Below are 23,073 nucleotides of genomic sequence, written 5' to 3'. Positions count from 1 at the left end.
TACGCCACGAGCCGGGCGGGCCGTTCCATCGGTCCGGTCCTTAGGGTGGAGGCATGCTCTCGGAACCGCGCTCTGGACGCCTCGCCGCTTGGGGAAACTCCCTCTTGTCCGGATATGTCTCGCCGGACGACGCCGTGCTCGCCATCGTCGGGGACGACGCTGTCCATCGGCTGGAAGGGCTGCCCGGGGAGTCGGGGCCGGTCGGGCTCACGTTGGCGCTGGGGCGGCTGCGGCGGCTCGGGGTGGGCGCGCTGCGGGTGGCGCTGCCCGCGCCGGGGCATCCGCTGGGGCTGAGCGGGCCGCCGGAGTTCAACGCGCGGGCGCTGGAGGCCGGGGAGGCGGTGCTCTGCCACGGGGCCGCCTTCGGGCTGGTGCCCCAGGTGCACGAGGCGGGGCCCGAGGGCGATGTGCACGCGGAGGTGCTGTGGCACGTGCTGCCCGTGCGGGAGGCGCCGCCGGCCGACGTGCCGTCGCTGGGCGAGGCCGAGCGGGAACTGGCGGAGGCGCTGCGGGAGGCGACTTCGGTGCTGTCGCGGCTGGACGTGGCCGGATCGGGGCCGGTGGCGGAGGCGGCGATCGACGCGTACCGGGCGCGGGCCGAGCGGGGGCAGGAGGTTCTGGCGCCGGGGTACCCGCCTCGGGCGGTGCGGGTGCTGGAGCTGGCGCGGCGGGTGGCGCTGCTGGTCTCGCTGGCGTACGAGAACGGGCACGGGGGCGCGGTGAGCGCGTCCGAGATGGCGGCGCGGGGGGCCGCGCTGCGGCCGGTGGAGCGGACGGCTCGGCGGGCGCAGGTGGCGGCGTACAACTCGGTGGTGGAGGAGCGGGAAAAGGGGGCGCGCTGACGAGCGGCCCGACCGGCGTCGAGACTGCCCGCGGACGGCGAAAGGGAACGCGAAACGGCCTCCCGGGGGGAGCCGGGAGGCCGTCGGTCGAGGTGGCTCAGTGGTTGAGGCCGAGGTTGCCGAAGGCGGGGTTCAGGACGCCGACGACGTCGACGCTGTTCCCGACGGCGTTGACCGGGATGTGGATCGGGGCCTGGACCACGTTGCCCGAGACGATGCCCGGGGAGCCCTTGGCTGCGCCGCCGGCGCAGGCACCGTCGGTGGCGGAGGCCATCGAGGCGCCGGCGGCCACGAGCCCGCCGGCCACCATCGCCACGGCCGCTGCCTTCTTCAGGTTCTTCACTACCGACCCCCCCTGGTGATCGCCGCGGCAGTCGCCGCGGTACGCACTGGAGAACGGCCGGGCCGCACGGAGGTTGCGCCATCCGGGGGGCATTCCCACGACGGTATGAATCTCAGTCCGGAGCGGGACCCTCCGAATTGCCGTCCGCGGGTGGAGTCAGCCGCTCACGCCGTGACGTACGGCCCACAGCGCGGCCTGGGTGCGGTCCGCCAGGTCGAGCTTCATCAGGATGTTCGACACATGTGTCTTGACGGTCTTCTCGGAGAGCACCAGGGCCCGGGCGATCTCGCGGTTCGAGCGGCCGTCGGCTATCAGGCCGAGCACCTCCCGCTCCCGCTCCGTCAGTGACGTTCCGCGGCTCTGGCCGGAGTTGCTCTCCTCCTGGGACAACAGGGCGCCCGCGACCTCCGGTTGGAGGAGGATGTGCCCGGCGTGCACCGAGCGGATGGCGCCGGCGAGCGCGTCGGGGTCCACGTCCTTGTAGACGTACCCGGCGGCGCCCGCGCGCAGCGCCGGGACCACCGTGCGCTGCTCGGTGAAGCTGGTGACGATCAGCACGCGCGCGGGGTTGTCGAGTTCGCGGAGCCGGCGCAGCGCCTCAACCCCGTCCATGACGGGCATCTTGACGTCCATGAGGACGACGTCGGGCCTCAGTTCCTCGGCGCGGGCGACCCCCTCGGCGCCGTCCGCCGCCTCGCCCACGACCTCGATGTCGTCCTGCACCTCCAGAAAGGTGCGCAGGCCCCGGCGGACCACCTGGTGGTCGTCGACGAGCAGCACCTTGATTGCGTCAGCCACCGGGGACCTCCATCTCGATCGCGGTGCCCTTGCCGGGCTCCGATTCCACCGTCAGTCGTCCGCCGACCCCGCTCGCCCGGTCCCGCATGGAGACCAGGCCGAGATGGCGGCCCGCGCGGCGCACCGCCGTCGGGTCGAAGCCGGTGCCGTCGTCGGTGATCCGCAGGACGGCACCGCAGCCGCGCCGGTCCAGGGTGACGTCGACGTGGTCCGCCCACGCGTGCCGCAGCGCGTTGTGCAGCGCTTCCTGGGCGACGCGGAGCATGGCCTCCTCCTGCGCGGCCGGCAGGGCGCGGATGCCGCGGGTCGTGAAGGTGACGCGCGCGCTGTGGGCGCGGTCGAGGACCTGGATCTGGGTGCGGAGGGTGGCCACCAGACCGTCCTCGTCGAGGGCGGCGGGGCGCAGCTCCACGACAGCGGCGCGCAGTTCGTCGACGGCCTCGGCGGCGAGCGCGGCCACCTGCTGCAATTCGCCCTTGGCGCGCGCCGGGTCCCGGTCGACGAGAGCGGTGGCGGCCTGGGCGGTCAGGCGCAGGGAGAACAGCTTCTGGCTGACCGCGTCGTGCAGTTCGTGGGCGAGGCGGGAGCGCTCCTCGGCGATGGTCAGCTCGCGGCTGCGTTCGTAGAGGCGGGCGTTGGTGAGGGCGATCGCGGCGTGCTGGGCGAGGATGGCGAGCAGTTCCTCGTCCTCCTCGGTGAAGCCGCAGCCGCCCCGGGGCGTCTCGCGGTTCTTGTTCGCCAGGAACAGGGCGCCGATGACCTCGTCGCCGTCACGGATCGGCAGGCCCAGGAAGTCGGACATCTCCGGGTGCGCGGCGGGCCAGCCCTCGAAGCGCGGGTCCTCGCGCAGGTCCGCGAGGCGCTCGGCGCGGGCCTCGTGCAGCATCGCGGCGAGGATGCCGTGCTGGCGCGGGAGCGGGCCGATGGCCCGCCACTGCTCGTCGCTGACCCCGTCGACCACGAACTGGGCGAAGCCGCCGTGGTCGTCCGGTACGCCGAGGGCGGCGTACCGCGCGTCGAGCAGTTCGCGGGCCGAGGCGACGATCGTCTTCAGGACGTCGCGCACCTCCAGATGCCTGCTCATGGCCAGCAGCGCGGCGCTCACCGCGGCGAGGCCGGACCTGGGGCCTTGACTCATGTCCTCACGGTACCGGCGGGGGGTGACGGCGCGGATCGGCCCTGTGACGGCCGCGCCCCGGCCGCTGGACCTAGGTCCGGCGGCCCAGTACCGGACAGGCCGGGGGCGGCGGCGCGTACCGCGTCCTACGCGGAAAACCCGCTCACCCAGCGCGTTGCGGCGGCAACCAACGGTGAGAAAACCTCCCACCCGATGTGAGCGCACCCATAGGACGCAGATCACGTACGAACGGACATAGGAGACAGAGGGCCCCATCGCGAACGGGACAGACGACCCCGTCCGTCCCGTTTTATCCGTTCCGCTCCACTACCCGGCTTCGTACGTCACACCTTTGCCAGCGCATTTTGCGGCCGCTAAGAATTGCTCTCGTCGCTCAACGCCGCGGGTTTCCGCTCGCGGCGATTGTGTGGGACGGACCCCCTCCCGCAGTCCGGAGAGCGACCTCCGAGCTACTCGAAGAGGTCTATTTCGCCATGCTCGCAAACTTCCGTCGTCACAGTCGTGCCCTGGCCAAGCCCCGCAAGATCGCCGTCGCCGGCGTCGCCGTCCTCGGTGCGGCCGCAGTGGCCTTCTCGGCCGCACCCAGCCAGGCCGAACCGGCGAACAGCGTCGCCGCCGCCCCGGTGCAGCTCGGCTCCCAGCCGATCCAGGGCGTCAAGGCCAGCGTCACCGACCAGCTCGCGGGCGAGAGCGTGAAGATCCAGGCCATCGCGGCCAAGAAGCAGGCCGCCGTGAAGCAGCAGGCCCAGGCCGCCGCCCTGCACAAGACCAAGGCCGCGCACAAGGCCAAGGCCGCGCACGAGGCCAAGCAGACCGCGAGCCGGTCCGCCGAGCGCCCGCAGATGCAGACGGTCGCCGCCCACACCAGCTACGGCAACAACCTGGACGGCTGGATCCGGCAGGCGCTCGCCGTCATGAAGCAGCACAACATCCCCGGCTCCTACAACGGCCTGCACCGCAACATCATGCGCGAGTCCTCGGGCAACCCGAACGCCATCAACAACTGGGACATCAACGCGCGCAACGGCATCCCGTCCAAGGGTCTGCTCCAGGTCATCGGCCCGACCTTCAACGCGTACCACGTGCCCGGCACGTCCAAGAACATCTACGACCCCGTCGCCAACATCACCGCCGCCGCCAACTACGCGGCGCACCGGTACGGCTCCATCGACCACGTCAACAGCGCGTACTGAGGCCGGCGCGGACCTCTGGCAGCACGCCGAAGGGCGGCACCCCGCTGCGGGGTGCCGCCCTTCGTGCCGTGACGCGGCGCGGTTACCGGCGCATGACCTCCGGCTCGTGACGGCGCAGGAAGCGCGCCACCAGGAAGCCGCACACGACACCGAGCGCGATCAGCGCGACCATGTCGACGCCCCAGGCGGAGGCCGTGTGGTCCCACAGCGGGTCGGTGCTGGTCGGGTCGTCGGTGTTCGGGGCGATGTTGTTGAAGTCCAGCGTGGTACCGGCGGCGGCCACCGCCCAGCGCGACGGCATCAGGTACGAGAACTCGTTGACGCCGATGGTGCCGTTCAGCGTGAACAGGCAGCCGGTGAACACGACCTGGACGATGGCGAACATCACCAGCAGCGGCATGGTCTTCTCGGCGGTCTTCACCAGCGAGGAGATGACCAGGCCGAACATCATCGAGGTGAAGCCGAGCGCCATGATCGGCAGGCACAGCTCGAACAGTGTGGCGTTGCCCAGGATCAGGCCCTTCTCGGGGATCTCGCGGCTGGAGAAGCCGATCACGCCGACCATCAGGCCCTGGATCACGGTGACCGCGCCGAGCACGATCACCTTGGACATCAGGTACGCCGAGCGGGACAGGCCGGTGGCGCGTTCCCGCTCGTAGATGACCCGTTCCTTGATCAGCTCGCGGACGGAGTTCGCGGCGCCCGCGAAACAGGCGCCGACGGCGAGGATCAGCAGCACCGTGGTCGCCGTGCCGTTCGGGACGTGCAGCCCCGTCGTCCGGTTGATCTGCTCGTTGACCAGCAGACCGCGGTTGTGGTCGATGAGCAGGCTGACCGCGCCGAGCACCGCCGGCAGGATCAGCGACAGCGCCAGGAAGCCCTTGTCGGAGGCGATCACCGACACGTACCGGCGGATCAGGGTCATCAGCTGCGAGCCCCAGCCCTGCGGCTTGGGCGGCCTGATGGCCTGCGGCGGAGGCATGTGTACGGACTGCGGCTCGACGGCGTCGATGTCCGCGGCGTACATCTGGTAGTGGTGCGAGCCCTTCCAGCGGCCCGCCCAGTCGTAGTCGCGGTAGTTCTCGAAGGCGGAGAACACATCGGCCCAGGTGTCGTAGCCGAAGAAGTTCAGCGCCTCCTCCGGCGGGCCGAAGTAGGCCACGGCGCCGCCCGGCGCCATCACCAGCAGCTTGTCGCACAGGGCCAGCTCGGCCACCGAGTGGGTGACGACGAGGACCGTGCGGCCGTCGTCCGCGAGTCCGCGCAGCAGCTGCATGACATCGCGGTCCATGCCCGGGTCGAGACCGGACGTCGGCTCGTCCAGGAAGATCAGGGACGGCTTGGTGAGCAGCTCCAGAGCCACCGAGACGCGCTTGCGCTGGCCGCCCGAGAGGGAGGTGACCTTCTTGTCCTTGTGGACGTCCAGCTTCAGCTCGCGCAGCACCTCGTCTATGCGGGCCTCGCGCTCGGCGGCCGTCGTGTCGGCCGGGAAGCGCAGCTTGGCCGCGTATTTCAGGGCCTTCTTCACGGCCAGTTCCTTGTGCAGGATGTCGTCCTGCGGGACCAGGCCGATGCGCTGGCGCAGCTCGGCGAACTGCTTGTAGAGGTTGCGGTGGTCGTAGAGGACCTCGCCCTGGTCGGCGGGTCGGTAGCCGGTGAGTGCCTTCAGCAGGGTCGACTTGCCGGAACCGGACGGGCCGATGACTCCGACCAGCGACTTCTCCGGGAGGCCGAAGGAGACGTCCCTGAGGATCTGCTTGCCGCCGTCGACCGTCACAGTCAGGTGGCGGGCGGAGAAGGACACCTCGCCGGTGTCGACGAACTCCTCCAGCCGGTCGCCGACGATCCGGAACGTCGAGTGGCCGACGCCGACGATGTCGGTCGGACCGAGCTGCACCGAGCCGCCCTTGGGGACCGGGTGGCCGTTGACGTACGTGCCGTTGTGCGAGCCCAGGTCGCGGATCTCGAAGCGGCCGTCGGGCGTGGCGTGGAACTCCGCGTGGTTGCGGGAGACCTGGAGGTCGGAGACGACCAGGTCGTTCTCCAGGGCACGGCCGATGCGCATCACGCGGCCGAGCGAGAACTGGTGGAAGGTCGTCGGGCTGCGGTCGCCGTAGACCGGCGGCGCCCCCGCGCCGCTGCCGGGGCCCTGCTGCTGCGGGATCGACGGCGCCTGCTGCCCCTGCTGCGGTTCCTGCCAACCGGCCTGCGGGGACTGCTGCTGCGGCACCTGCTGCGCCCAGCCGGGGTTCGCCCCCTGGGCCGCGTACGGCTGCTGCTGCGGCTGGGCCTGCGGCGTCGCCGCCGGGGCCGCGGCGCCGGAAAGGCTCAGCAGCGGCCCGTCGGTCGCGTTGCCGAGATGGACGGCCGCGCCCGGCCCGAGTTCCAGCTGGTGGATCCGACGGCCCTGCGAGAAGGTGCCGTTGGTGCTGCCGTGGTCATCGATGACCCAACTGCGGCCGTTGAAGCTGACCGTGGCGTGACGCCAGGAGACCCTGGCGTCGTCGAACACGATGTCCCCCTGCGGATCGCGTCCCAGGGCGTAGGACCGGGACGGGTCGAGCGTCCAGGTCCGTCCATTGGTTTCCAGTACGAGTTCCGGCACTCCAAGCCCCACTGAGTTGTCCCCCGAGTTGCCCCCGTCGCGGGGAGTCTAGGGATGTCGAACATCGTGGGGAACTATTTCAGGCTCAGCCCACTGACCGAAAGCCGGGCCTTGTGAAGAGTGTGTACGTCCGCTTCGGCTGCTTTTTCGCCTACGGGGTTGAAACCCGGCCGGAGAGTGGTATTTGACGCGAGGGGGACATGCGCGGCGGCCGGGCCGCGCCGCGGATCGGGGGGTCTGCCATGAGCGCTGCCACGGACGTCGGAACCGCGAGGCACGATGCGCGCCTGCCGTGGCTCGACGTGCTGCTGTCCGCGATCGCCTCCGTGAGCTGGGCGTTGATCGGCATGGCGGGCACGGCCGCGCTCGGTCTGCATCTGCTGCGGGCCGACGCGTCGGGTTCGCTCGGGCCGATGACCGCCGCGGTGGTGGCACTTGGGGCGGGTGGTTCGGTCACGCCGTCCGGTGATGTGTCCGCGTTCGGCCTGAAAGGCGCCGAGGCGCACACCGCCCTCCAGATCACGCCACTCGGGGTGAGCCTGGTCGGTGCGCTGCTGCTGTCGTGGTTCTTCCTACGGTCCTTGCGCGCGGCGGGAGTTGTGATCGCCCCAGCCGAACTCCTGGCTCGGGCGGGCGCGGTGGTGGCGCTGTTCGTGGCGGTGCTGGGCGGGCTGGCCTGGGCCGGCCACGACGTCGTCACGATCGACGGGGGCGCGCTCGGGCTCGGCAGGCTGCCGGGCGGCGCGGGATCCGGCGGCGTGAGCATTCCGGGGCTCGGCGACCTGGGGAACATCGGCGGGCTCCTGCCCGACCGCATCGGCAGGCTCATCGACGCCAAGGCCTCGGTCGGCTTCACCGTCGACACGGGGCCGACCCTGCTGGGCGGGCTCGCCTGGTCGGCCGGGGTCCTGCTGATCGCGCTGCTCGCCTCGCGCCGCACGCCGCTGCCGCGCGGCTGGGAGGCCGTGCACCGGGTGGTGCGGCCCGCCGTGTCGGCGCTCGTCACGGTGCTGATGGTCGCCGTGGCGGCGGGTCTCGCGGCGGCCGCGTACGCGGCGGCCGGCGACGACCACCCCCGGCGCATCGCGGGCGCGGCGCTGCTCGGCACCCCCGACGGGGTGTGGCTCGGCATCACGATCGGCCTCTTCGTCCCCTGGGAGGGCAGGGCGACCGGCGAACTGACCGGGCTCCTGCCGGACCCGCTGGGCAGGCTGCTGACGGCGCACTCCGACCAGCCGGTCACGCTGTCCCGTCTGGCCGACCTGGACGGCCGGGTGTGGCTGCTGGGCGTCGCGGCGGCGCTGGCGATGCTGCTGGCGGGGGTGCTGACGGCGGTACGGACGCCGGTGGGGCCGGCGCCGGGCCGCGGCGCCCTCGGCTTCGCGGGGCGGTGCGCGCTGCGGCTGGGCGTCGCCACCGCCCTGGCGCTGCCGCTGCTCACGTGGCTGGCGGAGGTGTCGGTGGACGCGTCCTTGTCCGTCCTCGGCTTCGACGCGTTCGGCGCCGGGGTGGAACTGCGCGGGCATCCGGGCACGGCGCTGCTGCTCGGCGCCGTCTGGGGGGCCGGAGCGGGCGCCGTGGGCGCCCTGCTGGCGAGCGCGACCGGAGCCGCCGGCCGCCGCGCGGCGCCCTTGGCACGGGGTGACAAGGCCGTCGCGGAAGGGGACGCCTCGGCGGCCTGGGCCGCGGAGGAAGCCGGTCACCGGATACGGACCGCCACGAACGAGGCCGGACAGCCCGGCCGTACGGGCGGACCCGGCCCCTACGCATCGGGGACCCCCTACACACCCGGGACGCTGTACCGCCCACCGAACCCGTCCACCAACCCGTACCTGCGCCTGCCGGACGAAATGCGGGCCCCACAGGACGCCCGTCCTGAGGAGACCCGCCCACGGGACGCAGGCCTGCCGGACGGCCGAGCGCGGTACGGCGGGGCGGAGCCCACCGAGGCGGGTGAACGCGGCGGACGCGGCGGCGGGTGGGCTCGGCCGGGTCCGCAGGACGACCGAGGCCAGTCCGGCCGGGCAGAGTCCACCGAGCCGGAAGGGCCGGGCCGAGCAGGCCGGCCAGGCGGCAAGCGAGACCGGCCGGCGGCCTCGGGTGGACCGCGAGACCGGCAGGACGCCGATCCGGCGGGCCACCGTCCGCCCGACAGCCACAGGCAGTCCGGTTGGGCGAAGCCCGCCGAGCCGGGCGGGGCGGGCGGATCCGGCGGTGGGCAGGAACGGCCGGCGGGTTCGGGGGACGACGTGTACGGGGCGCCGACGGTGGTCGGGCCTGTGCGGCCCCTCCCGCCTCCGCGGCCGCCGAAGCGGCCCCCGGGCGCGCAGGACGACGAGGGGCCGCCGCCTCCGCCGCCTCCGCCCAGGCCGCCACGGTCTCCGAGGAAGTGAGCACCGGACGGTGGGGAGACCGTCGTCCGGTGGACACCTGTTGTTCGCTGTCCGTCAGGCGGACCTGAGGGGCAGCGGGCACTGGGTGCCGGATACGGTGGAAGCACCATGAGCGCTTCGCAGACCTCTGCCGATCCCACCCTTCTCGTCAAGATCTTCGGGAAGGACAGGCCGGGCATCACGGCCGGCCTCTTCGACACCCTCGCCGCCTACTCCGTCGACGTGGTCGACATCGAGCAGGTCGTCACCCGTGGCCGGATCGTGCTGTGCGCGCTCGTCACCCAGCCGCCCGCCGCGCTGGAGGGCGACCTGCGGGCCACCGTGCACAGCTGGGCCGAGTCGATGAAGATGCAGGCGGAGATCATCTCCGGCCACGGCGACAACCGGCCACGCGGCCTCGGGCGCTCCCTGGTCACCGTTCTCGGCCACCCGCTCACCGCGGAGGCGACCGCTCGGATCGCCGCGCGGATCACCCGGGCCGGCGGCAACATCGACCGTATCTTCCGGCTGGCCAAGTACCCGGTGACGGCGGTGGAGTTCGCGGTGTCCGGCGTGGAGACGGAGCCGCTGCGCACCGCTCTCGCGACGGAGGCCGCGGCACTCGGTGTCGATGTCGCGGTCGTCGGGGCGGGCCTGCACCGGCGAGCCCAGCGCCTGGTCGTCATGGACGTGGACTCCACGCTCATCCAGGACGAGGTGATCGAACTGTTCGCCGGGCACGCCGGCTGCGAGGACAAGGTCGCCGAGGTGACGGCGGCGGCGATGCGCGGCGAGCTGGACTTCGAGCAGTCGCTGCACGCCCGTGTGGCACTGCTGGAGGGGCTGGACGCCTCCGTGGTGGACAAGGTGCGCAGCGAGGTGCGCCTGACGCCGGGCGCGCGCACCCTGATCCGTACGCTCAAGCGGCTCGGTTACCAGGTCGGTGTCGTATCGGGCGGCTTCACTCAGGTCACGGACGACCTGAAGGAACGGCTCGGGCTGGACTTCGCGCAGGCCAACACCCTGGAGATCGTCGACGGGAAGCTGACCGGCCGGGTCACCGGCGAGATCGTCGACCGGGCGGGCAAGGCGCGGCTGCTGCGCCGGTTCGCCGCCGAGGCGGGCGTTCCGCTGTCGCAGACGGTCGCGATCGGTGACGGCGCGAACGACCTGGACATGCTCAACGCGGCCGGTCTCGGGGTCGCCTTCAACGCGAAGCCGGTGGTGCGGGAGGCGGCGCACACGGCGGTGAACGTGCCGTTCCTCGACACCGTCCTCTACCTGCTCGGGGTCACCCGCGAAGAGGTCGAGGCGGCGGACGCGCACGAGGAGAGCTGAGCGGTCCGCGCCGGCCGCCTCCCGCACCGCCGTCGGACTACTCCGACGGCGCCCAGTAGTCGAGCAGTGTGGCCACACCCGGCTCCAGGGCCTTCCAGGAGCCGTCGAAGGACACCACGGCGAACGCGGCGGCCGGGAATCCACGGCGGCTCATCCGTTCGCGGGCGTCGCCCTCGGCCGAACCGGACAGCACCTCGGTAAGGCCCCGGATGCCCGGGTTGTGGCCGATGAGGATCACGCTCCGCACATCGTCCGGCGTCTCGTTGAGCACGGTGATCAGCTCGCCGGGCGAGGCGTCGTAGACCCGCTCCTCGTAGACCGTCTTCGGCCGATGCGGCAACTCGTGGACGGCGAGCTTCCAGGTCTCGCGGGTTCGGGTCGCGGTCGAGCACAGGGCCAGGTCGAAGGGGACACCGGCGTCGGCCAGTTTACGGCCGGCGACTGCGGCGTCCTTGCGGCCCCGCTCGGCGAGTGGTCGTTCGTGGTCGGTCACCTGCGGCCAGTCGGCTTTCGCATGCCGGAAAAGGACAATCCTGCGGGGTTCTGCGACGCTCATGCGTCCCAGCTTCGCATGAAACAGGCCATGGGGCGCAGGGAGTTGACATGCGCCTTCTCGGGCGGAGCGGGCGGCCCGGGGGCCGTGAGCCGGGGACGGCGTCCGGGCCGCCTCCGTGGGGCGTCAACGGGCGAGCAGTTCCCGGGCGTGCCGGAACATCTGGGTGATCGCGGGGTCGCCGGAGGCCGCCTGTGCGTCCGCCGGGTTGCGTATCAGGAGGAGCAGCGCGACGAACGCCAGCACCGGCAGGGCCAGGGCCCACCACGGCAGCCGGGAGTCGACGCCGGCGCCCGTGGTCGCCGGGTGGGGCCGGGTGTGCGTACGCGCCGACATGATCGCCTCCGCTGGTCTCCGAGGTCCGTGGACCGCCTCTCGCGGTCACATCTCGAAGCTACGGAATCCGCGCTCCCCGGCCCATCCGGTGATCCACCCACTTGCCCCTGACCCTCACCCCCTAGGGGATGGGGGGTTAACCCCACCATCGACCCCGAGGACGAGCCTCACCGACGGGCGGACGTCACAGGACGCACATACTGCGCGGGAAAGGCGACCGCCGCCGCGGCGCGGGCCGCGGCGGCGGGTCGGTCACGGCGCCGCGAGGGTGGCGACGATGGCGATGATCACGAAGATGGCGAAGAACGTGCCGAGGACGAACAGCATCTTCCTCTGGCCGTCCTTCGGGTTCGGGTCGAGCACAGGCTGCATGCGCCCCAGTCTCGCACCCTTCGCCCGGAACGCGGCCCGCGGGGCCGCCTCAGCGCGCCGCCTCGTCCTCCACCGTGCGGTCGCGGCCCGCCACGTAGCCGACCACCATCTGCGGCACCATCAGTCCGGCCATGAGCGCGATGGGCAGCCCCCAGCCGCCGCTGCTCTGGTACAGCACGCCGACCAGCAGCGGACCCGGGATGGAGATCAGGTAGCCGGTGCTCTGCGCGAACGCGGACAGCTGGGCCACGCCCGGACCGGTCCTGGCCCGCATGCCGACCATGGTGAGCGCGAGCGGGAAGGCGCAGTTGGCGATGCCGAGGAGCAGGGCCCAGGCCCAGGAGCCGGTGGCGGGCGCGAGATAGAGACCGGCGTAGCCGACCAGGCCGCAGACGCCGAGCACCAGCACGATCGGGCCCTGGTGGGGCAGCCGGGTGGCCAGGCGCGGGATGACGAAGGCCAGCGGCACGCCCATCGCCATGGTGACGGCGAGGAGCAGTCCGGCCTTGCCGGCGGGGACGCCAGCGTCCCGGAAGATCTGTGCCATCCAGCCCATGGTGATGTAGGCGGCGGTGGCCTGGAGTCCGAAGAAGACGGCCAGGGCCCAGGCGGTACGGCTCCGGGCGATGCGCAGCGCCGGGGCCTGCGCCTCCCGCGCCCGGGCCGTTTCCCCGGACGCGGGTCCGGTGTGGGCCGGCGCCTGCGTGGTGGTACGGGACCGGTCCCGTACCACCGGCAGCCACGGCAGCACCGCCACCGCGGCGAGCAGGGCCCACACGGAGAGTCCGGACCGCCAGTTGCCGCCGAGCGCCCCGGTCAGCGGCACGGTCACCGCGGCGGCGGCCGAGGTGCCGAGGGCGAGGGCCATCGAGTACAGGCCGGTCATGGTGCCGACCCGGTCGGGGAACCAGCGCTTGACGATGACCGGCATCAGGACGTTGCTGACGGCGATGCCCATGAGGGCCAGCGCGCTGGCGGCGACGAATGCGGCCGTGCTGCCCACGTAGGGCCGTATCGCCAGTCCGGCGGCGATGGCGACCATGCCCGAGCACACCACGGCGGCTGGTCCGAAGCGGCGGGCCAGCCGGGGTGCCATGACGCCGAAGACGGCGAAGCAGAGCGGGGGCACGGAGGTGAGCACTCCGGCCACGCTGCCGCTCATGCCGAGCCCGTGGCGCACCTCCTCCAGGAGCGCGCCGAGGCTGGTGATGGCGGGGCGGAGGTTCAGCGCGGACAGGACGAGGCCGACGACGACCAGGCGCGTGGTCCACGCGCGCGTGGCGCCGCCACCGGACGCTCGCCGTCCGTGCGGTTCCGGCTCCGGGACGTCCCGGGAACCGGTGGTCGCGGCCGGGATGCGCTCGGTTGTCGGTGTCGTCGTGCGGGTCGTTTCCTCGCGTGGCATGGGAGCCATCATAGAATGATGGGATGATTGGTTGTCGACGTCTCGGGGCCCTGCCCCCGGGTCCCGCGTGCGAAGGTGTGCCATGCCACTGACCCATCCACGCCGGTCGGCGCTGTCCGAACAGGTCATCGCCGCCCTGCGCAGCCAGATCACCACGGGCGAGTGGCCGGTCGGCTCCCGCATCCCGACGGAGCCGGAGCTGGTGGAGCAGCTCGGTGTGGCCCGCAACACGGTCCGCGAGGCGGTCCGGGCGCTGGCCCACAACGGCCTGCTGGACATCCGCCAGGGTTCGGGCACGTACGTCGTGGCGACCAGCGAGCTGGCGGGCGTGATGCACCGCAGGTTCGCCGAGGCCGATCCGCGGCACATCGCCGAACTGCGTTCCGCGTTGGAGTCGGCCGCGGCCGGGCTGGCCGCAGAGCGGCGCACCGAGAAGGACCTCAAGCAGCTCCACGCGCAGTTCCTGCGCCGCGAGCAGGCCTGGGAGTCCGGTGACACGGAGGCGTTCGTGACCGCGGACGCCACGTTCCACCTGGCGGTGGTGGCCGCGTCCCACAACGACGTGATGACGGCGACGTACGCGGATCTGGGCGAGGTGCTGCGGGACTGGCTGCGCGCGGACGTCGGCGCGGAGCTGACGCCGGACACGTACATGGACCACACCCGGCTGCTCGACGCGATCCGCGAGGGCGACGCCGAGACGGCCGCCGCCGAGGCCGCGAGCTATCCGCTGCTGTGCCGTACGGGCCGGTTCACTTCTCCTGCCGGCGGGTGACCCGGCCCGAGCGCACACCTCCTTCCGGCAGCGGCCGGTCGTCCGGACGGCCCGCGCGGGCCCCGCGGCCACCGGTGAGGCCTCGCTGTCGAGGTTCCACCACCGGTCGCACTCGATGTGCGGGCCGAGGCGGTCGGTCCCGGGACACGGGGTGTGTCAGTAGGCGGTCACCTGGGAGCCGGAGACGGTGACGCGGCGGCCGGCGCCGGACGACTCCGGTGCCACGGGCGGACCGGCACGCACGCGCACACGTGCGCGGCGTCACCGCGACGACCACGGCCGTGGCGATCGGGACCAGCGGCACGCGCACGCGGCGACGGCCCGTACTGCGGCGGCGGCAGCGCGAGAGCGACGGCCACGGTCAGTGGGGCTGCACCGCGGACGCAGAATCGGCGGAGGGCCCGCACCCCCGGGGTGTGGGCCCTCGAACGTCGCTGAAGTTCAGCGGCGCGGCGTCACGCGCCGATGGCGTGCAGACCGCCGTCGACGTGGATGATCTCGCCGGTGGTCTTCGGGAACCAGTCGCTCAGCAGGGCCACGATGCCCCGGCCGGCCGGCTCGGGGTCCTTCAGGTCCCACTCCAGCGGGGCGCGGGTGTCCCACACCGAGGCCAGCTCGCTGAAGCCCGGGATGGACTTGGCGGCCATGGAACCGAGCGGGCCCGCGGAGATGAGGTTGCAGCGGATGTTCTGCTTGCCCAGGTCGCGCGCCATGTAGCGGCTGGTCGCCTCCAGGGCGGCCTTGGCCGGGCCCATCCAGTCGTACTGCGGCCAGGCGTACTGGGCGTCGAAGGTGAGGCCGACGACCGAGCCGCCGTTCTGCATCAGTGGCAGGCAGGCCATGGTCAGCGACTTCAGGGAGAACGCCGAGACGTGCATGGCGGTGGAGACCGACTCGAACGGCGTGTTGAGGAAGTTGCCGCCGAGCGCGTCCTGCGGCGCGAAGCCGATGGAGTGGACGACGCCGTCGAGGCCGCCGAGCTCCTCGCCGACGACGTCGGCCAGACGGCCCAGGTGCTCGTCGTTGGTGACGTCGAGCTCGATGACCTTGGCGGGCTTCGGCAGCTTCTTGGCGATGCGCTCGGTCAGCGTGGGCCGCGGGAAGGCGGTGAGGATGACCTCGGCGCCCTGCTCCTGGGCCAGCTTGGCGGCGTGGAAGGCGATGGAGGCCTCCGTCAGCACACCGGTGATCAGGATGCGCTTGCCCTCGAGAATTCCGCTCATGGTGATCAGTGACCCATTCCCAGTCCGCCGTCAACGGGAATGACGGCTCCAGTGATGTACGAGGCGTCGTCGGAGGCGAGGAACCGCACCGCCGCGGCGATCTCCTCGGGCTGCGCGTACCGGCCGAGCGGCACCTGCCCCATGATGTTCTCGCGCTGCTCGTCGGAGAGCGCCCGGGTCATGTCGGTGTCGACGAAACCGGGGGCGACGACGTTGAAGGTGATGTTGCGCGAACCCAGCTCACGGGCGAGGGACCGCGCGAAGCCGACCAGGCCGGCCTTGGAGGCGGCGTAGTTGGCCTGGCCCGCCGAGCCGAGCAGACCGACCACCGAGGAGATCAGCACGACACGGCCCTTCTTGGCGCGCAGCATGCCGCGGTTGGCCCGCTTGACGACCCGGAAGGTGCCGGTGAGGTTGGTCTCGAGGACCGAGGTGAAGTCCTCCTCGGACATGCGCATCAGGAGCTGGTCCTTGGTGACGCCGGCGTTGGCGACGAGGACCTCGACGGGGCCGTGCACGGCCTCGATCTCCTTGTAGGCCTGCTCCACCTGCTCGGAGTCGGTGATGTCGCACCTGACGGCGAGGCAGCCCATTTCCTTGAGGGCGGCCGGCGGCTCCCCCGAACGGTAGGTGATGGCGACCTTGTCGCCGGCGTCGGCGAACGCACGGGCGATGGCGAGGCCGATCCCCCGGTTGCCTCCGGTGACGAGAACCGAGCGGCTCAACGGATCACCCTTTCGATAGCGGTCTGAAGCATTCCGACAACCCGCCCGAACACCTCGATGACAGGCGGCTTCACCGAAAACCTATCGGTCCGGCCACGCCACCGGGCAATCGGGCACCGACAGTGGCTCTCCCCGGCTCCTGTCGGGTTCCTACAGTCGGTGCGGCCCTGGTCCGCCAGTCCGGGGGCGTGAGCGGACAGCCCCTCGGCACGAGCCAACTCGAGCATCCTGCGGTCGACACTCCGTCGGCGTTCAGCCGGAGCGCCGGGTCGTCACCCTCCGCGGACCGTGACGGCCGAAAGCCCGAGGGATCAGCAGCGCCGAAGACCGCGCCGGCTTCCGGCTTCCGGCTTCGGGGACACCGTCGCTTTCACACTGCCCCACTGCTGCGCGCGGCGTCGACCGATTCGGCGAGCTTGTCGATGTCCGAGGCCAGGTCCCGCCAGGGACGCGCGAGGTCGACGACGTGCCGCCAGATCCGCAGCCGTCCCTCCCCCACCGGCACCTCCACGACTCCGGGCCTGCCGGAGGCGTAGACGAGATGCCCCTCGGCGAGACCGAGGCGTACGCAGTACGCAGTCATCTGGTACAGGTCGCCCCGCTGCGGTCTGGTCTTGAACTTGGCGTCCAGGACGACGGCCTGGCGCATCGCCCCGTCGCGCGGCGACGGCAGGTAGTGCACGAGGTCGGGCTTGAGGACGTGCCGGCCCGCGACGTCCAGGGAGAAGTTCCGGTCCTGCGGCTCGGGCCTGCCCGCGATGCGCAGGCGCAGGGCTTCGCCGACCGCGCGGGCCAGGTAGGCCTCGAAGAGGCGCCACATGGTCACGAGCATCCCGTCGACGGCGATCTCGCGGCCGTCGCCGAGTTCGTAGGAGGCGCCGCGCAGGACGAGTTCGGCGAGGACGAGGGCGTGGGCGTAGCGGACGTTGCGCCGGTCGGGGGCCCACCGGGGTACCGGGGCCCCGGCGGGCAGGAGCCGGACTCCGTCGAGCCGGGCGGTGAGGCGCTGGAGGGCGGAGCGCGGGGCCGGGTCGAGGCCGGGCACGCGTAGGAGACGGCGGGCCGCGGCGAGGAGGAGGCGGTTCTCCGGTATGTCGGGCGTGTGGTCGTCGTAGGCGACTTCCAGGGGTACGGGGACACCCGGTCTGCGGCGGAGCTGGTCGGCGTGGCGGATGCGGCCCCGGACGACGGGCAGCGTGTCGTGCGTCTCCCGGTAGTCGTGGAGGACGCCGTGCAGCAGGGCGCGTTCGGCGGCGGAGACGAAGGCGTGCGCGAGGGCCGGGAGGAGGTCCGGGCGGGCGTCGGCGGTGACCGGGCGCGGATCGAAGTCGACGCGTTCGGGGGCGTAGGAGACGAGGTGGAGGAGACGGTCGACCGGGACCTTGGGGGTGATCGTCAGCTGGAGGGCGCCGTCGCCCCTGCCGAGGCGTACAGAGCCGACACGGTCCTTGGCCTTCACACGCCAGCGCGTGGCGGTCTCGGGGTGCAGGTGGACAAGGCCCTCGTGGGCGGCGAGCGTCGCGACCTGGGCGGGGGTGAGGTCCCAGGTCGTCCAGCCACCGCCCTCCGCGAGCCGGATGCGCGCGGCGGTGTCACGGCAGTCCCGTGGCTGGGTGTGGCGGGGGCTCACGAGTCCTCGGAGTCGGCGGTCTCACCTGAAGGCGGCAGGATGCCGAGCTGTACCCGCAGCTTGTCCAGCCCGTAGGTGAACTCCACGTCCGTGCCGTCGCCCCAGTGGTGCTCGGTGAGGAGCGGGATGATCTGCGTCTTCCACAAACGCTCGAGGGCGCCGTCACCCGTGTGGGCGAGGTCCTGCATGAAGTACGAGGGCCCGACGCGGAAGGAGCGGTCCCCGGGGCTGCCGTCGGCGAGGAGGCGGTTGATCTCGTCGAGGAGGCGGGCGTGGGAGTCGTCGTACGCGGCCGGGTCCTCGCCCCGTTCCTCCGCCCGCCTGCGCAGCCAGGAGTCCAGCAGTCCGGCGACCGGCGGGGTGTCGGGGTGCAGTTCCATGAAGGAGAAGCGGCGGCGCATGGCCGCGTCCATGTAGGCCACCGAGCGGTCGACGGTGTTCATGGTGCCGAGGATGTACAGGTTGGGCGGGAGGCGGAAGCCGCGGCCGTCGTCGGAGCCGTACAGCAGGTGGACGCGCTCGTTGCGGTACTCCAGGAGGAAGTACAGCTCGCCGAATATCTTGGCCAGGTGTCCGCGGTTGATCTCGTCGATGACCAGGACGAACACCTCGGCCGGGCGCCGCTCCGCCTCGTCGGCGAGCTTGCGCAGCGGGCCCCGGACGAGGTCGTAGGCGAGCCCGCCGCTCGTGTCGCCGTCCTGGCCGCCGCCCAGGCGCGGGCGGATGCCTTCGAAGAAGTCCTCGTAGGCGTAGGCGGGGTGGAACTGGACGAGGCGTACGTTCGTGGCGCTGGAGGCGCCGGCCAGATGGCGGGCGAGGGCGAGCGCCGTGTACGTCTTCCCGGTGCCGGGCGGCCCGTGAAAGATCAGCTGCGGGGTGGCGCGGAGGAGTTCGACACAGTCCTGGAGCCAGGTCATGTCAGGCATGTGCAGCGCTTCGGCCAGTTCGGCGGTGGCGTCGGGCAGGACGGCCGGGCCCGTGGGCAGCGGGGCGGTGCGCGGCATGTCGCCGATCAGGGCGAGAACGGTCTCTGCGTACTCGGTGGCCTCCAGGACCTGGGAGTCCGCGTCCTGGACCACACTGGAGAGTCCGGAGGGCAGGTCCTTGAGGAAGTCCAGGGGCTTGTTCAGGTTGCGCCAGTCGACGGGACGCTCCAGCCGCTCCGCACTGTGGGCGGCGGGACCGTCGACCACTCCGACGTACGTCTCGAAGCCGTCGGTGGACAGCACGATGTCGCCCTTGCGGATGCGGTTGAGGAAGGCGTCGAGTTCCCGGGCGACGGCCTCCCTGCGCGCGGGTCCGGTGGCGGGGAGGGCGGCTTCCACGGCCCTGCGGACACTGTCCAGGTCCCGGGCCGCCGCGGTCGGGGGCGGGAAGCCCGTGTCGAGGGTGACCTTCGAGTCGTCGCGCCACGGTCCCCGGACGAGGGGCACGCCGGTGGTGGCGTCCACGCCCCGAACGATCCAGAGCTGGCGGGGAGCATCCTCGTCGGCCGCCGTCTCTTCGAGTGGTTGCTTGGCGGCCAAGATCGCCTCCCAGACTGGCATCCGCCGGTCGGGCAGGGCCCGGACGGTGTCCAGGCTGCTGCGGCCCTGGTCGAGCAGTCCTTCCTCGTCGAGCAAGGTGCGCCACTGGTCGCGCTCGAAGGGCCACATGGGCAGTCCGGCGCCCGCCTGCCCGTCCTCCCCCAGCGCCAGGTACCAGCCGGGTGTCCGCGCGCCACGCAGCACCGGTCCCAGAACGTCGGGGTCGACGGTGAATTCCGCGGCCAGCTCTTCCAGCGCTACCCAGTGTCCCCCGTCCGGAAGCTGCTCCAGCGCGGTCATCGCGACTGAGACGAACTGCTGCTGCCGCTCCCACTGCCGGTAGCGCCGACAGGCATCGAGGTAGAAGTCGACGGGGTCGGGCCAGCGGTCGAGGGCGTCGACTCCGATACCGGTCAGCTGCCAGCGGCGCGCGCCCCGGTACAGCCATCCGGCCTTGACCAGGTTGGTCGCGTTCCGGTTCACGTAGTCCTTGAAGGGAGTGTTGTTCTCCTGTCCGGACTCGCCGACCGCCTGTAACCAGTCCGACTCCAGCCCCGGCTTCCTGGCGAGAACCCGCTCCCACAGGTCCCGGAAGATCATGCCGTCCTGGGGAGCGTCTCGCCGCAGGATGGTCGCGGCGGTGTGCAGGGCCTTGGCGACGACGGTCGTGATGCTGGGCACGGCGTCCAATCTTCGCGGGGTGCGGGGGGGTGTGACGGCCGCGTCCGGACTCAGTCCAGGCCGACCGGGGTGATCGGCGTGACCGGGATGTCGTCGGGGCCGTTCGTCTGGACGAGCAGGAGGTCGCCGACCGTGGCGTCGCGGCCGAGACCGAGGCTGGAAACCGGGACCGCGCCCGGAGCCTTCGCCGTGCCGACGGGCTGAAGATGCAGCTCGCTCTCCGCGCCCTGGTAGGCGAGAACCGCCAGAACCTCGTCGTGGCCGATGCGGGACACCACGCTGCTGAGCCGGTCGGTGAGGACCGCGCACACGACGGTGAGCCGTTGCCGCTCCGTCCTGGGCACGGGGAACGCGGCGATCCGCTCCAGCACGCCGGGCAGCGCCAGCGTGCCCTCCAGCAGTCGCTGGACGGTCTCGCGTTCCCCCTCCCGGCCGTCCCCGGTCTCGGCGGCCACGAAGTGGACCAGGGGGAGGCCGTCGTCCAGGGTGCGCTGCCACTTGGGCAGCAGGAAGTCGATGGTCAGGGCCTCTTCGCGGGTGGGCGGGTGCACCTCGTCACCCTCGCCGAACTGCGCGAGCCAGGCGTTGACGTCTCCCCAGCGCCACACCGGCGAGCGTCCGGTGATCCCCTCGGGGTCCGGGAAGGGCAGCTTGTCCTGCCGCCGCTCGCCGCTCACCCACTGCTGGACGTTCTGCCGGGAACGCTCGACACGCTCCGCGATCTCCGAGACGCCGACGAGGTCGGGGTCGGTGCGCAGCAGCCTCAGGGCGGGCAGTGACTTGCGCAGGCGTACGACGATGCGGTGGGCCGCATCGATCGCATTGACCCCGCTCTCGGAGACGTCCAGGAAGTGGCGGCCACGATGGCGGGTCAGTACCCCGTCGAAGGTGTCGTGGACGATAGCGACGGCCTCGTCGTCGTCCACCTCGATCCCGTCCACGACGAAGTGAAACTCATACTCCATGACACCCCAGTCCCCCATGCGTATGCCTGTTCTCTCTTCCTGGTTCCGGTATCTGCGGCCTCTCGTTCCAGGGAACCCCCACAGACTCAAGTTTCACCGAGCCCGATGGTGTTGTCAATTGACAACACCGCCGCGGAGGGCCGCACGCGGGTCGTCCGGAGGCAGGGGGCACCACTTCGCCCTGCGGGCTATTCGACGGGCCTCCTGGCCGGGATTCTTCGGCGTGCCACCCACACGGATCACCGTGCAGTGATGGTCCGGGCACGGGCAGTACAGCGTGCCCCAGTGGGCCTCCGACGCAAGCGTCCACCCGTCGGCGACGAGCCGCTTGAGGACCGCCCTGACCTCCTTGCTCGGATGGTCCGCCGCAGCAATCTCGCGTCCGACCACGTACGCCTCCACAAGCTTTCGCCCGTCGCAGAGCTGACCGTCAACTCGGGCAGGCCGACAAGCCTACCCGGCACTGCTGACACTGGCCGAAATCACAACTCAGCACACGTAGCGGGCGGTTGCGGAAGATGATCGTCAACTACGGCTGAACGGGACACGGGCCGTCCGGAGCGTGGACCGCGCACTCGGCCCACACGGTCTTGCCCGGCCCCGTCCGCCCGTCCACGCCCCAGCGGTCGGCTACGGCCTCCACGAGGAACAGGCCTCTGCCGCCGTCGGCGTCCACGGAGGCCTGGGCCGCCGACTCGGGGAGCTCCGGATGCCCCGGGTGGGTGTCGGACACCTCGACGCGGACGAGGCCCGCGGTCCGGTCGTACGTGAGCCGCAGCTCGAAGTCGCTTCCCGGGACGCGGCCGTGAAGGACCGCGTTGGCGGCGAGTTCGGCCACGACGAGGGTGACGGTGTCGGAGGCGGGGCTGCCGTAGGGCACCTGCCACAGATCGAGCCGGTGGGTGCCGAGTCTGCGGGCGAGGCGTGCGCCCCGGCGCGTGGCGGAGAACCGCTGGGCGAACACACTTACGGTTACGGCCTCTTGGGCCCGTGGTGTTGGCATGCGGCCAACGTTCCGGGCCGCTCCCGTCCCTCAACAGGGACGACATCCATACAGGCACGGCTGTATCGGTGCACACTCTGGACTGGGTGGGTAACTCCCCGTGACCCGGGGCGGGTCGGGCGGGGTTGAGCGAGGCGTGAGGACGCGGACACGGGAGGCAGGCGACGATGAGGGCGGACCACGGCGGAGGCGGAAACGGCGGCACGAACGGCACGGAGGCGGAACTCTCCGACAGTCTGAAGACCTTCGGCGCGGTCCTCAAGGCCCTGCGCGAGGAATCCGGCCTGACACAGGAGGAGTTCGCGGTGCGGGTGCGGTACTCGGCCGCGTACGTCGCCAAGATCGAGCAGGGGAAGCGGTTCCCGCCGGCGGACCTGCCCGCGCGGGCAGAGGAGGTTTTGGGGCCGGTCGCGGTCAAGGTCCTGACTGCGGCGGCGAAGAGTCTGACGAGGAGGGCGGGGCTGGCGTCGTGGTTCCGGCAGTGGGCGGGGATCGAGGAGGAGGCGATCTCCCTGTATGCGTATGAGTGCCGGGCGGTTCCTGGGCTGTTGCAGCCGGAGGGTTACATCCGGGCGGTGTTCGATCGGCGCTTGCCGCCTGTCTCCGAGGAGCAGATCGAACGCGAGGTCGCAGCTCGGCTCGACCGCCAGCAGCTCATCTCCACCAGGCAGAACACCGCGTTCAGCTTCGTCATTGAGCAGAGCATCCTGGTGCGGCGCATGGGAGGGTGCGATGTCACCAGGCAGGTCATCGACCACCTTCTTGAGATGGGCACCCGGCGCAATGTCGAGATTCAGGTCATGCCCAGCCTCCAGGAGGACCACTGCGGCATCGACGGTCAGATGTACCTCGCCGAGACACCAACTCACCAGTGGGTCGGGTACACCGAAGGACAGCGGTCAAGCACGTTGATCTCTGCGCCCAAGGACGTAAGCGTCTTGCTCCAGCGCTATGGCAAGCTGCGTTCACAGGCCCTGGACTGCCGGGCTACCGTGAAGCTGCTGGAACAGATGCGAGGAGCGCTATGAGCACTATCGATGAGCCGCACTGGTTCAAGAGCAGTTACAGCGGCAGCGAGGGCGACAACTGCGTCGAGGTCGCCGTGCGCCCCGAGGCCGTCCACATCCGCGACTCCAAGGACAAGCGCATCCGTCCTCTCGTCGTCACGCCGACTGCCTGGGCGGCGTTCGCGGCACTCGCAGCCGGAGCGTCTCTGGACGGCTGAGTTCGCGTCGTACGTGACATCAGCG

The 23,073-nt window shown here is 71.6% G+C and carries 21 protein-coding genes; 7 read left to right on the top strand and 14 right to left on the bottom strand.

Annotated features, from left to right (window positions below; all coding sequences use genetic code 11):
• Positions 1-53 precede the first annotated feature (53 nt).
• The gene (locus tag ACFY3J_RS04425) at positions 54-842 is read left to right on the top strand and encodes a hypothetical protein (RefSeq protein WP_390840201.1); all 789 of its coding nucleotides are present in this window, start codon (positions 54-56) and stop codon (positions 840-842) included.
• Between the two features lie 97 nt (positions 843-939).
• On the opposite strand, the gene ACFY3J_RS04420 is transcribed toward ACFY3J_RS04425, so the two are convergent.
• From ACFY3J_RS04420 to ACFY3J_RS04410, 3 genes are all read right to left on the bottom strand, one after another.
• On the bottom strand, positions 940-1,185 hold the full coding sequence (locus ACFY3J_RS04420; protein ID WP_384182646.1) for a chaplin: 246 nt from the start codon (positions 1,183-1,185) through the stop codon (positions 940-942).
• Between the two features lie 156 nt (positions 1,186-1,341).
• Positions 1,342-1,983 (bottom strand): response regulator transcription factor, encoded by a 642-nt coding sequence (locus ACFY3J_RS04415; protein ID WP_365425345.1) that lies wholly within the window; start codon positions 1,981-1,983, stop codon positions 1,342-1,344.
• The gene (locus tag ACFY3J_RS04410) at positions 1,976-3,121 is read right to left on the bottom strand and encodes a GAF domain-containing sensor histidine kinase (protein ID WP_384182649.1); all 1,146 of its coding nucleotides are present in this window, start codon (positions 3,119-3,121) and stop codon (positions 1,976-1,978) included. The genes ACFY3J_RS04415 and ACFY3J_RS04410 overlap by 8 nt, the downstream gene beginning before the upstream one ends.
• Before the next feature lie 473 nt (positions 3,122-3,594).
• On the opposite strand from ACFY3J_RS04410, the gene ACFY3J_RS04405 reads away from it, so the two are divergent.
• The gene (locus ACFY3J_RS04405; protein ID WP_390840199.1) at positions 3,595-4,314 is read left to right on the top strand and encodes a transglycosylase SLT domain-containing protein; all 720 of its coding nucleotides are present in this window, start codon (positions 3,595-3,597) and stop codon (positions 4,312-4,314) included.
• Between the two features lie 82 nt (positions 4,315-4,396).
• On the opposite strand, the gene ACFY3J_RS04400 is transcribed toward ACFY3J_RS04405, so the two are convergent.
• Positions 4,397-6,919, bottom strand: coding sequence for an FHA domain-containing protein (locus tag ACFY3J_RS04400; protein WP_390840213.1), 2,523 nt, complete (start codon positions 6,917-6,919; stop codon positions 4,397-4,399).
• 242 nt (positions 6,920-7,161) lie between these two features.
• On the opposite strand from ACFY3J_RS04400, the gene ACFY3J_RS04395 reads away from it, so the two are divergent.
• On the top strand, positions 7,162-9,312 hold the full coding sequence (locus ACFY3J_RS04395; RefSeq protein ID WP_390840197.1) for a streptophobe family protein: 2,151 nt from the start codon (positions 7,162-7,164) through the stop codon (positions 9,310-9,312).
• Positions 9,313-9,420: 108 nt separating this feature from the next.
• Positions 9,421-10,629, top strand: a complete 1,209-nt coding sequence (serB, locus tag ACFY3J_RS04390) for a phosphoserine phosphatase SerB (RefSeq protein WP_390840195.1) — start codon at positions 9,421-9,423, stop codon at positions 10,627-10,629.
• 37 nt (positions 10,630-10,666) lie between these two features.
• On the opposite strand, the gene ACFY3J_RS04385 is transcribed toward serB, so the two are convergent.
• From ACFY3J_RS04385 to ACFY3J_RS04370, 4 genes are all read right to left on the bottom strand, one after another.
• Positions 10,667-11,185 carry a SixA phosphatase family protein gene (locus ACFY3J_RS04385; protein ID WP_390840193.1) on the bottom strand — a complete coding sequence of 173 codons (519 nt, stop codon included), beginning with the start codon at positions 11,183-11,185 and terminating at the stop codon, positions 10,667-10,669.
• 123 nt (positions 11,186-11,308) lie between these two features.
• Complete coding sequence (locus tag ACFY3J_RS04380; protein ID WP_141362254.1) at positions 11,309-11,518, bottom strand: hypothetical protein; 210 nt, start codon at positions 11,516-11,518, stop codon at positions 11,309-11,311.
• A gap of 252 nt (positions 11,519-11,770) precedes the next feature.
• The gene (locus ACFY3J_RS04375) at positions 11,771-11,890 is read right to left on the bottom strand and encodes an SGM_5486 family transporter-associated protein (protein ID WP_263637344.1); all 120 of its coding nucleotides are present in this window, start codon (positions 11,888-11,890) and stop codon (positions 11,771-11,773) included.
• 49 nt (positions 11,891-11,939) lie between these two features.
• Positions 11,940-13,295 (bottom strand): CynX/NimT family MFS transporter, encoded by a 1,356-nt coding sequence (locus tag ACFY3J_RS04370; protein WP_384182667.1) that lies wholly within the window; start codon positions 13,293-13,295, stop codon positions 11,940-11,942.
• 82 nt (positions 13,296-13,377) lie between these two features.
• On the opposite strand from ACFY3J_RS04370, the gene ACFY3J_RS04365 reads away from it, so the two are divergent.
• Positions 13,378-14,070 (top strand): FadR/GntR family transcriptional regulator, encoded by a 693-nt coding sequence (locus tag ACFY3J_RS04365; RefSeq protein ID WP_384182670.1) that lies wholly within the window; start codon positions 13,378-13,380, stop codon positions 14,068-14,070.
• A 455-nt stretch (positions 14,071-14,525) separates the two neighbouring features.
• On the opposite strand, the gene fabI is transcribed toward ACFY3J_RS04365, so the two are convergent.
• From fabI to ACFY3J_RS04335, 6 genes are all read right to left on the bottom strand, one after another.
• The gene (gene fabI / locus ACFY3J_RS04360; RefSeq protein WP_390840190.1) at positions 14,526-15,293 is read right to left on the bottom strand and encodes an enoyl-ACP reductase FabI; all 768 of its coding nucleotides are present in this window, start codon (positions 15,291-15,293) and stop codon (positions 14,526-14,528) included.
• A 5-nt stretch (positions 15,294-15,298) separates the two neighbouring features.
• Entirely contained in the window at positions 15,299-16,018 is a 720-nt protein-coding gene (gene fabG / locus ACFY3J_RS04355; protein ID WP_390840188.1) for a 3-oxoacyl-[acyl-carrier-protein] reductase, read from the bottom strand.
• A 370-nt stretch (positions 16,019-16,388) separates the two neighbouring features.
• Positions 16,389-17,648: an McrC family protein gene (locus tag ACFY3J_RS04350; protein ID WP_390840186.1), complete on the bottom strand. Its 1,260-nt coding sequence runs from the start codon at positions 17,646-17,648 to the stop codon at positions 16,389-16,391.
• Positions 17,645-19,855, bottom strand: coding sequence for an McrB family protein (locus ACFY3J_RS04345; protein WP_390840185.1), 2,211 nt, complete (start codon positions 19,853-19,855; stop codon positions 17,645-17,647). The genes ACFY3J_RS04350 and ACFY3J_RS04345 overlap by 4 nt, the downstream gene beginning before the upstream one ends.
• A 50-nt stretch (positions 19,856-19,905) precedes the next feature.
• The gene (locus tag ACFY3J_RS04340) at positions 19,906-20,820 is read right to left on the bottom strand and encodes a helix-turn-helix transcriptional regulator (protein WP_384182685.1); all 915 of its coding nucleotides are present in this window, start codon (positions 20,818-20,820) and stop codon (positions 19,906-19,908) included.
• A 529-nt stretch (positions 20,821-21,349) separates the two neighbouring features.
• Complete coding sequence (locus tag ACFY3J_RS04335) at positions 21,350-21,823, bottom strand: ATP-binding protein (protein ID WP_390840184.1); 474 nt, start codon at positions 21,821-21,823, stop codon at positions 21,350-21,352.
• 167 nt (positions 21,824-21,990) lie between these two features.
• Here ACFY3J_RS04335 and ACFY3J_RS04330 point away from each other — a divergent pair, with 167 nt between their 5' ends.
• On the top strand, positions 21,991-22,851 hold the full coding sequence (locus ACFY3J_RS04330; RefSeq protein WP_384182690.1) for a helix-turn-helix domain-containing protein: 861 nt from the start codon (positions 21,991-21,993) through the stop codon (positions 22,849-22,851).
• Positions 22,848-23,048, top strand: coding sequence for a DUF397 domain-containing protein (locus ACFY3J_RS04325; protein ID WP_384182693.1), 201 nt, complete (start codon positions 22,848-22,850; stop codon positions 23,046-23,048). Before ACFY3J_RS04330 ends, ACFY3J_RS04325 begins: the two co-directional genes overlap by 4 nt.
• Positions 23,049-23,073: the final 25 nt, after the last annotated feature.

Source organism: Streptomyces sp. NPDC001231, assembly GCF_042896885.1.
Taxonomy (GTDB): Bacteria; Actinomycetota; Actinomycetes; order Streptomycetales; family Streptomycetaceae; genus Streptomyces.
This window is presented reverse-complemented; position numbering and strand designations above follow the sequence as displayed.

Bases quoted from the DNA above. Each gene is read 5' to 3' on its own strand.
- ACFY3J_RS04425 (WP_390840201.1), top strand. From the start codon at position 54: ATGCTCTCGGAACCGCGCTCTGGACGCCTCGCCGCTTGGGGAAACTCC.
- ACFY3J_RS04410 (WP_384182649.1), bottom strand. From the start codon at position 3,121: ATGAGTCAAGGCCCCAGGTCCGGCCTCGCCGCGGTGAGCGCCGCGCTG.
- ACFY3J_RS04405 (WP_390840199.1), top strand. From the start codon at position 3,595: ATGCTCGCAAACTTCCGTCGTCACAGTCGTGCCCTGGCCAAGCCCCGC.
- ACFY3J_RS04395 (WP_390840197.1), top strand. From the start codon at position 7,162: ATGAGCGCTGCCACGGACGTCGGAACCGCGAGGCACGATGCGCGCCTG.
- serB (WP_390840195.1), top strand. From the start codon at position 9,421: ATGAGCGCTTCGCAGACCTCTGCCGATCCCACCCTTCTCGTCAAGATC.
- ACFY3J_RS04385 (WP_390840193.1), bottom strand. From the start codon at position 11,185: ATGAGCGTCGCAGAACCCCGCAGGATTGTCCTTTTCCGGCATGCGAAA.
- ACFY3J_RS04380 (WP_141362254.1), bottom strand. From the start codon at position 11,518: ATGTCGGCGCGTACGCACACCCGGCCCCACCCGGCGACCACGGGCGCC.
- ACFY3J_RS04375 (WP_263637344.1), bottom strand. From the start codon at position 11,890: ATGCAGCCTGTGCTCGACCCGAACCCGAAGGACGGCCAGAGGAAGATG.
- ACFY3J_RS04370 (WP_384182667.1), bottom strand. From the start codon at position 13,295: ATGCCACGCGAGGAAACGACCCGCACGACGACACCGACAACCGAGCGC.
- ACFY3J_RS04365 (WP_384182670.1), top strand. From the start codon at position 13,378: ATGCCACTGACCCATCCACGCCGGTCGGCGCTGTCCGAACAGGTCATC.
- fabI (WP_390840190.1), bottom strand. From the start codon at position 15,293: ATGAGCGGAATTCTCGAGGGCAAGCGCATCCTGATCACCGGTGTGCTG.
- ACFY3J_RS04340 (WP_384182685.1), bottom strand. From the start codon at position 20,820: ATGGAGTATGAGTTTCACTTCGTCGTGGACGGGATCGAGGTGGACGAC.
- ACFY3J_RS04335 (WP_390840184.1), bottom strand. From the start codon at position 21,823: ATGCCAACACCACGGGCCCAAGAGGCCGTAACCGTAAGTGTGTTCGCC.
- ACFY3J_RS04330 (WP_384182690.1), top strand. From the start codon at position 21,991: ATGAGGGCGGACCACGGCGGAGGCGGAAACGGCGGCACGAACGGCACG.
- ACFY3J_RS04325 (WP_384182693.1), top strand. From the start codon at position 22,848: ATGAGCACTATCGATGAGCCGCACTGGTTCAAGAGCAGTTACAGCGGC.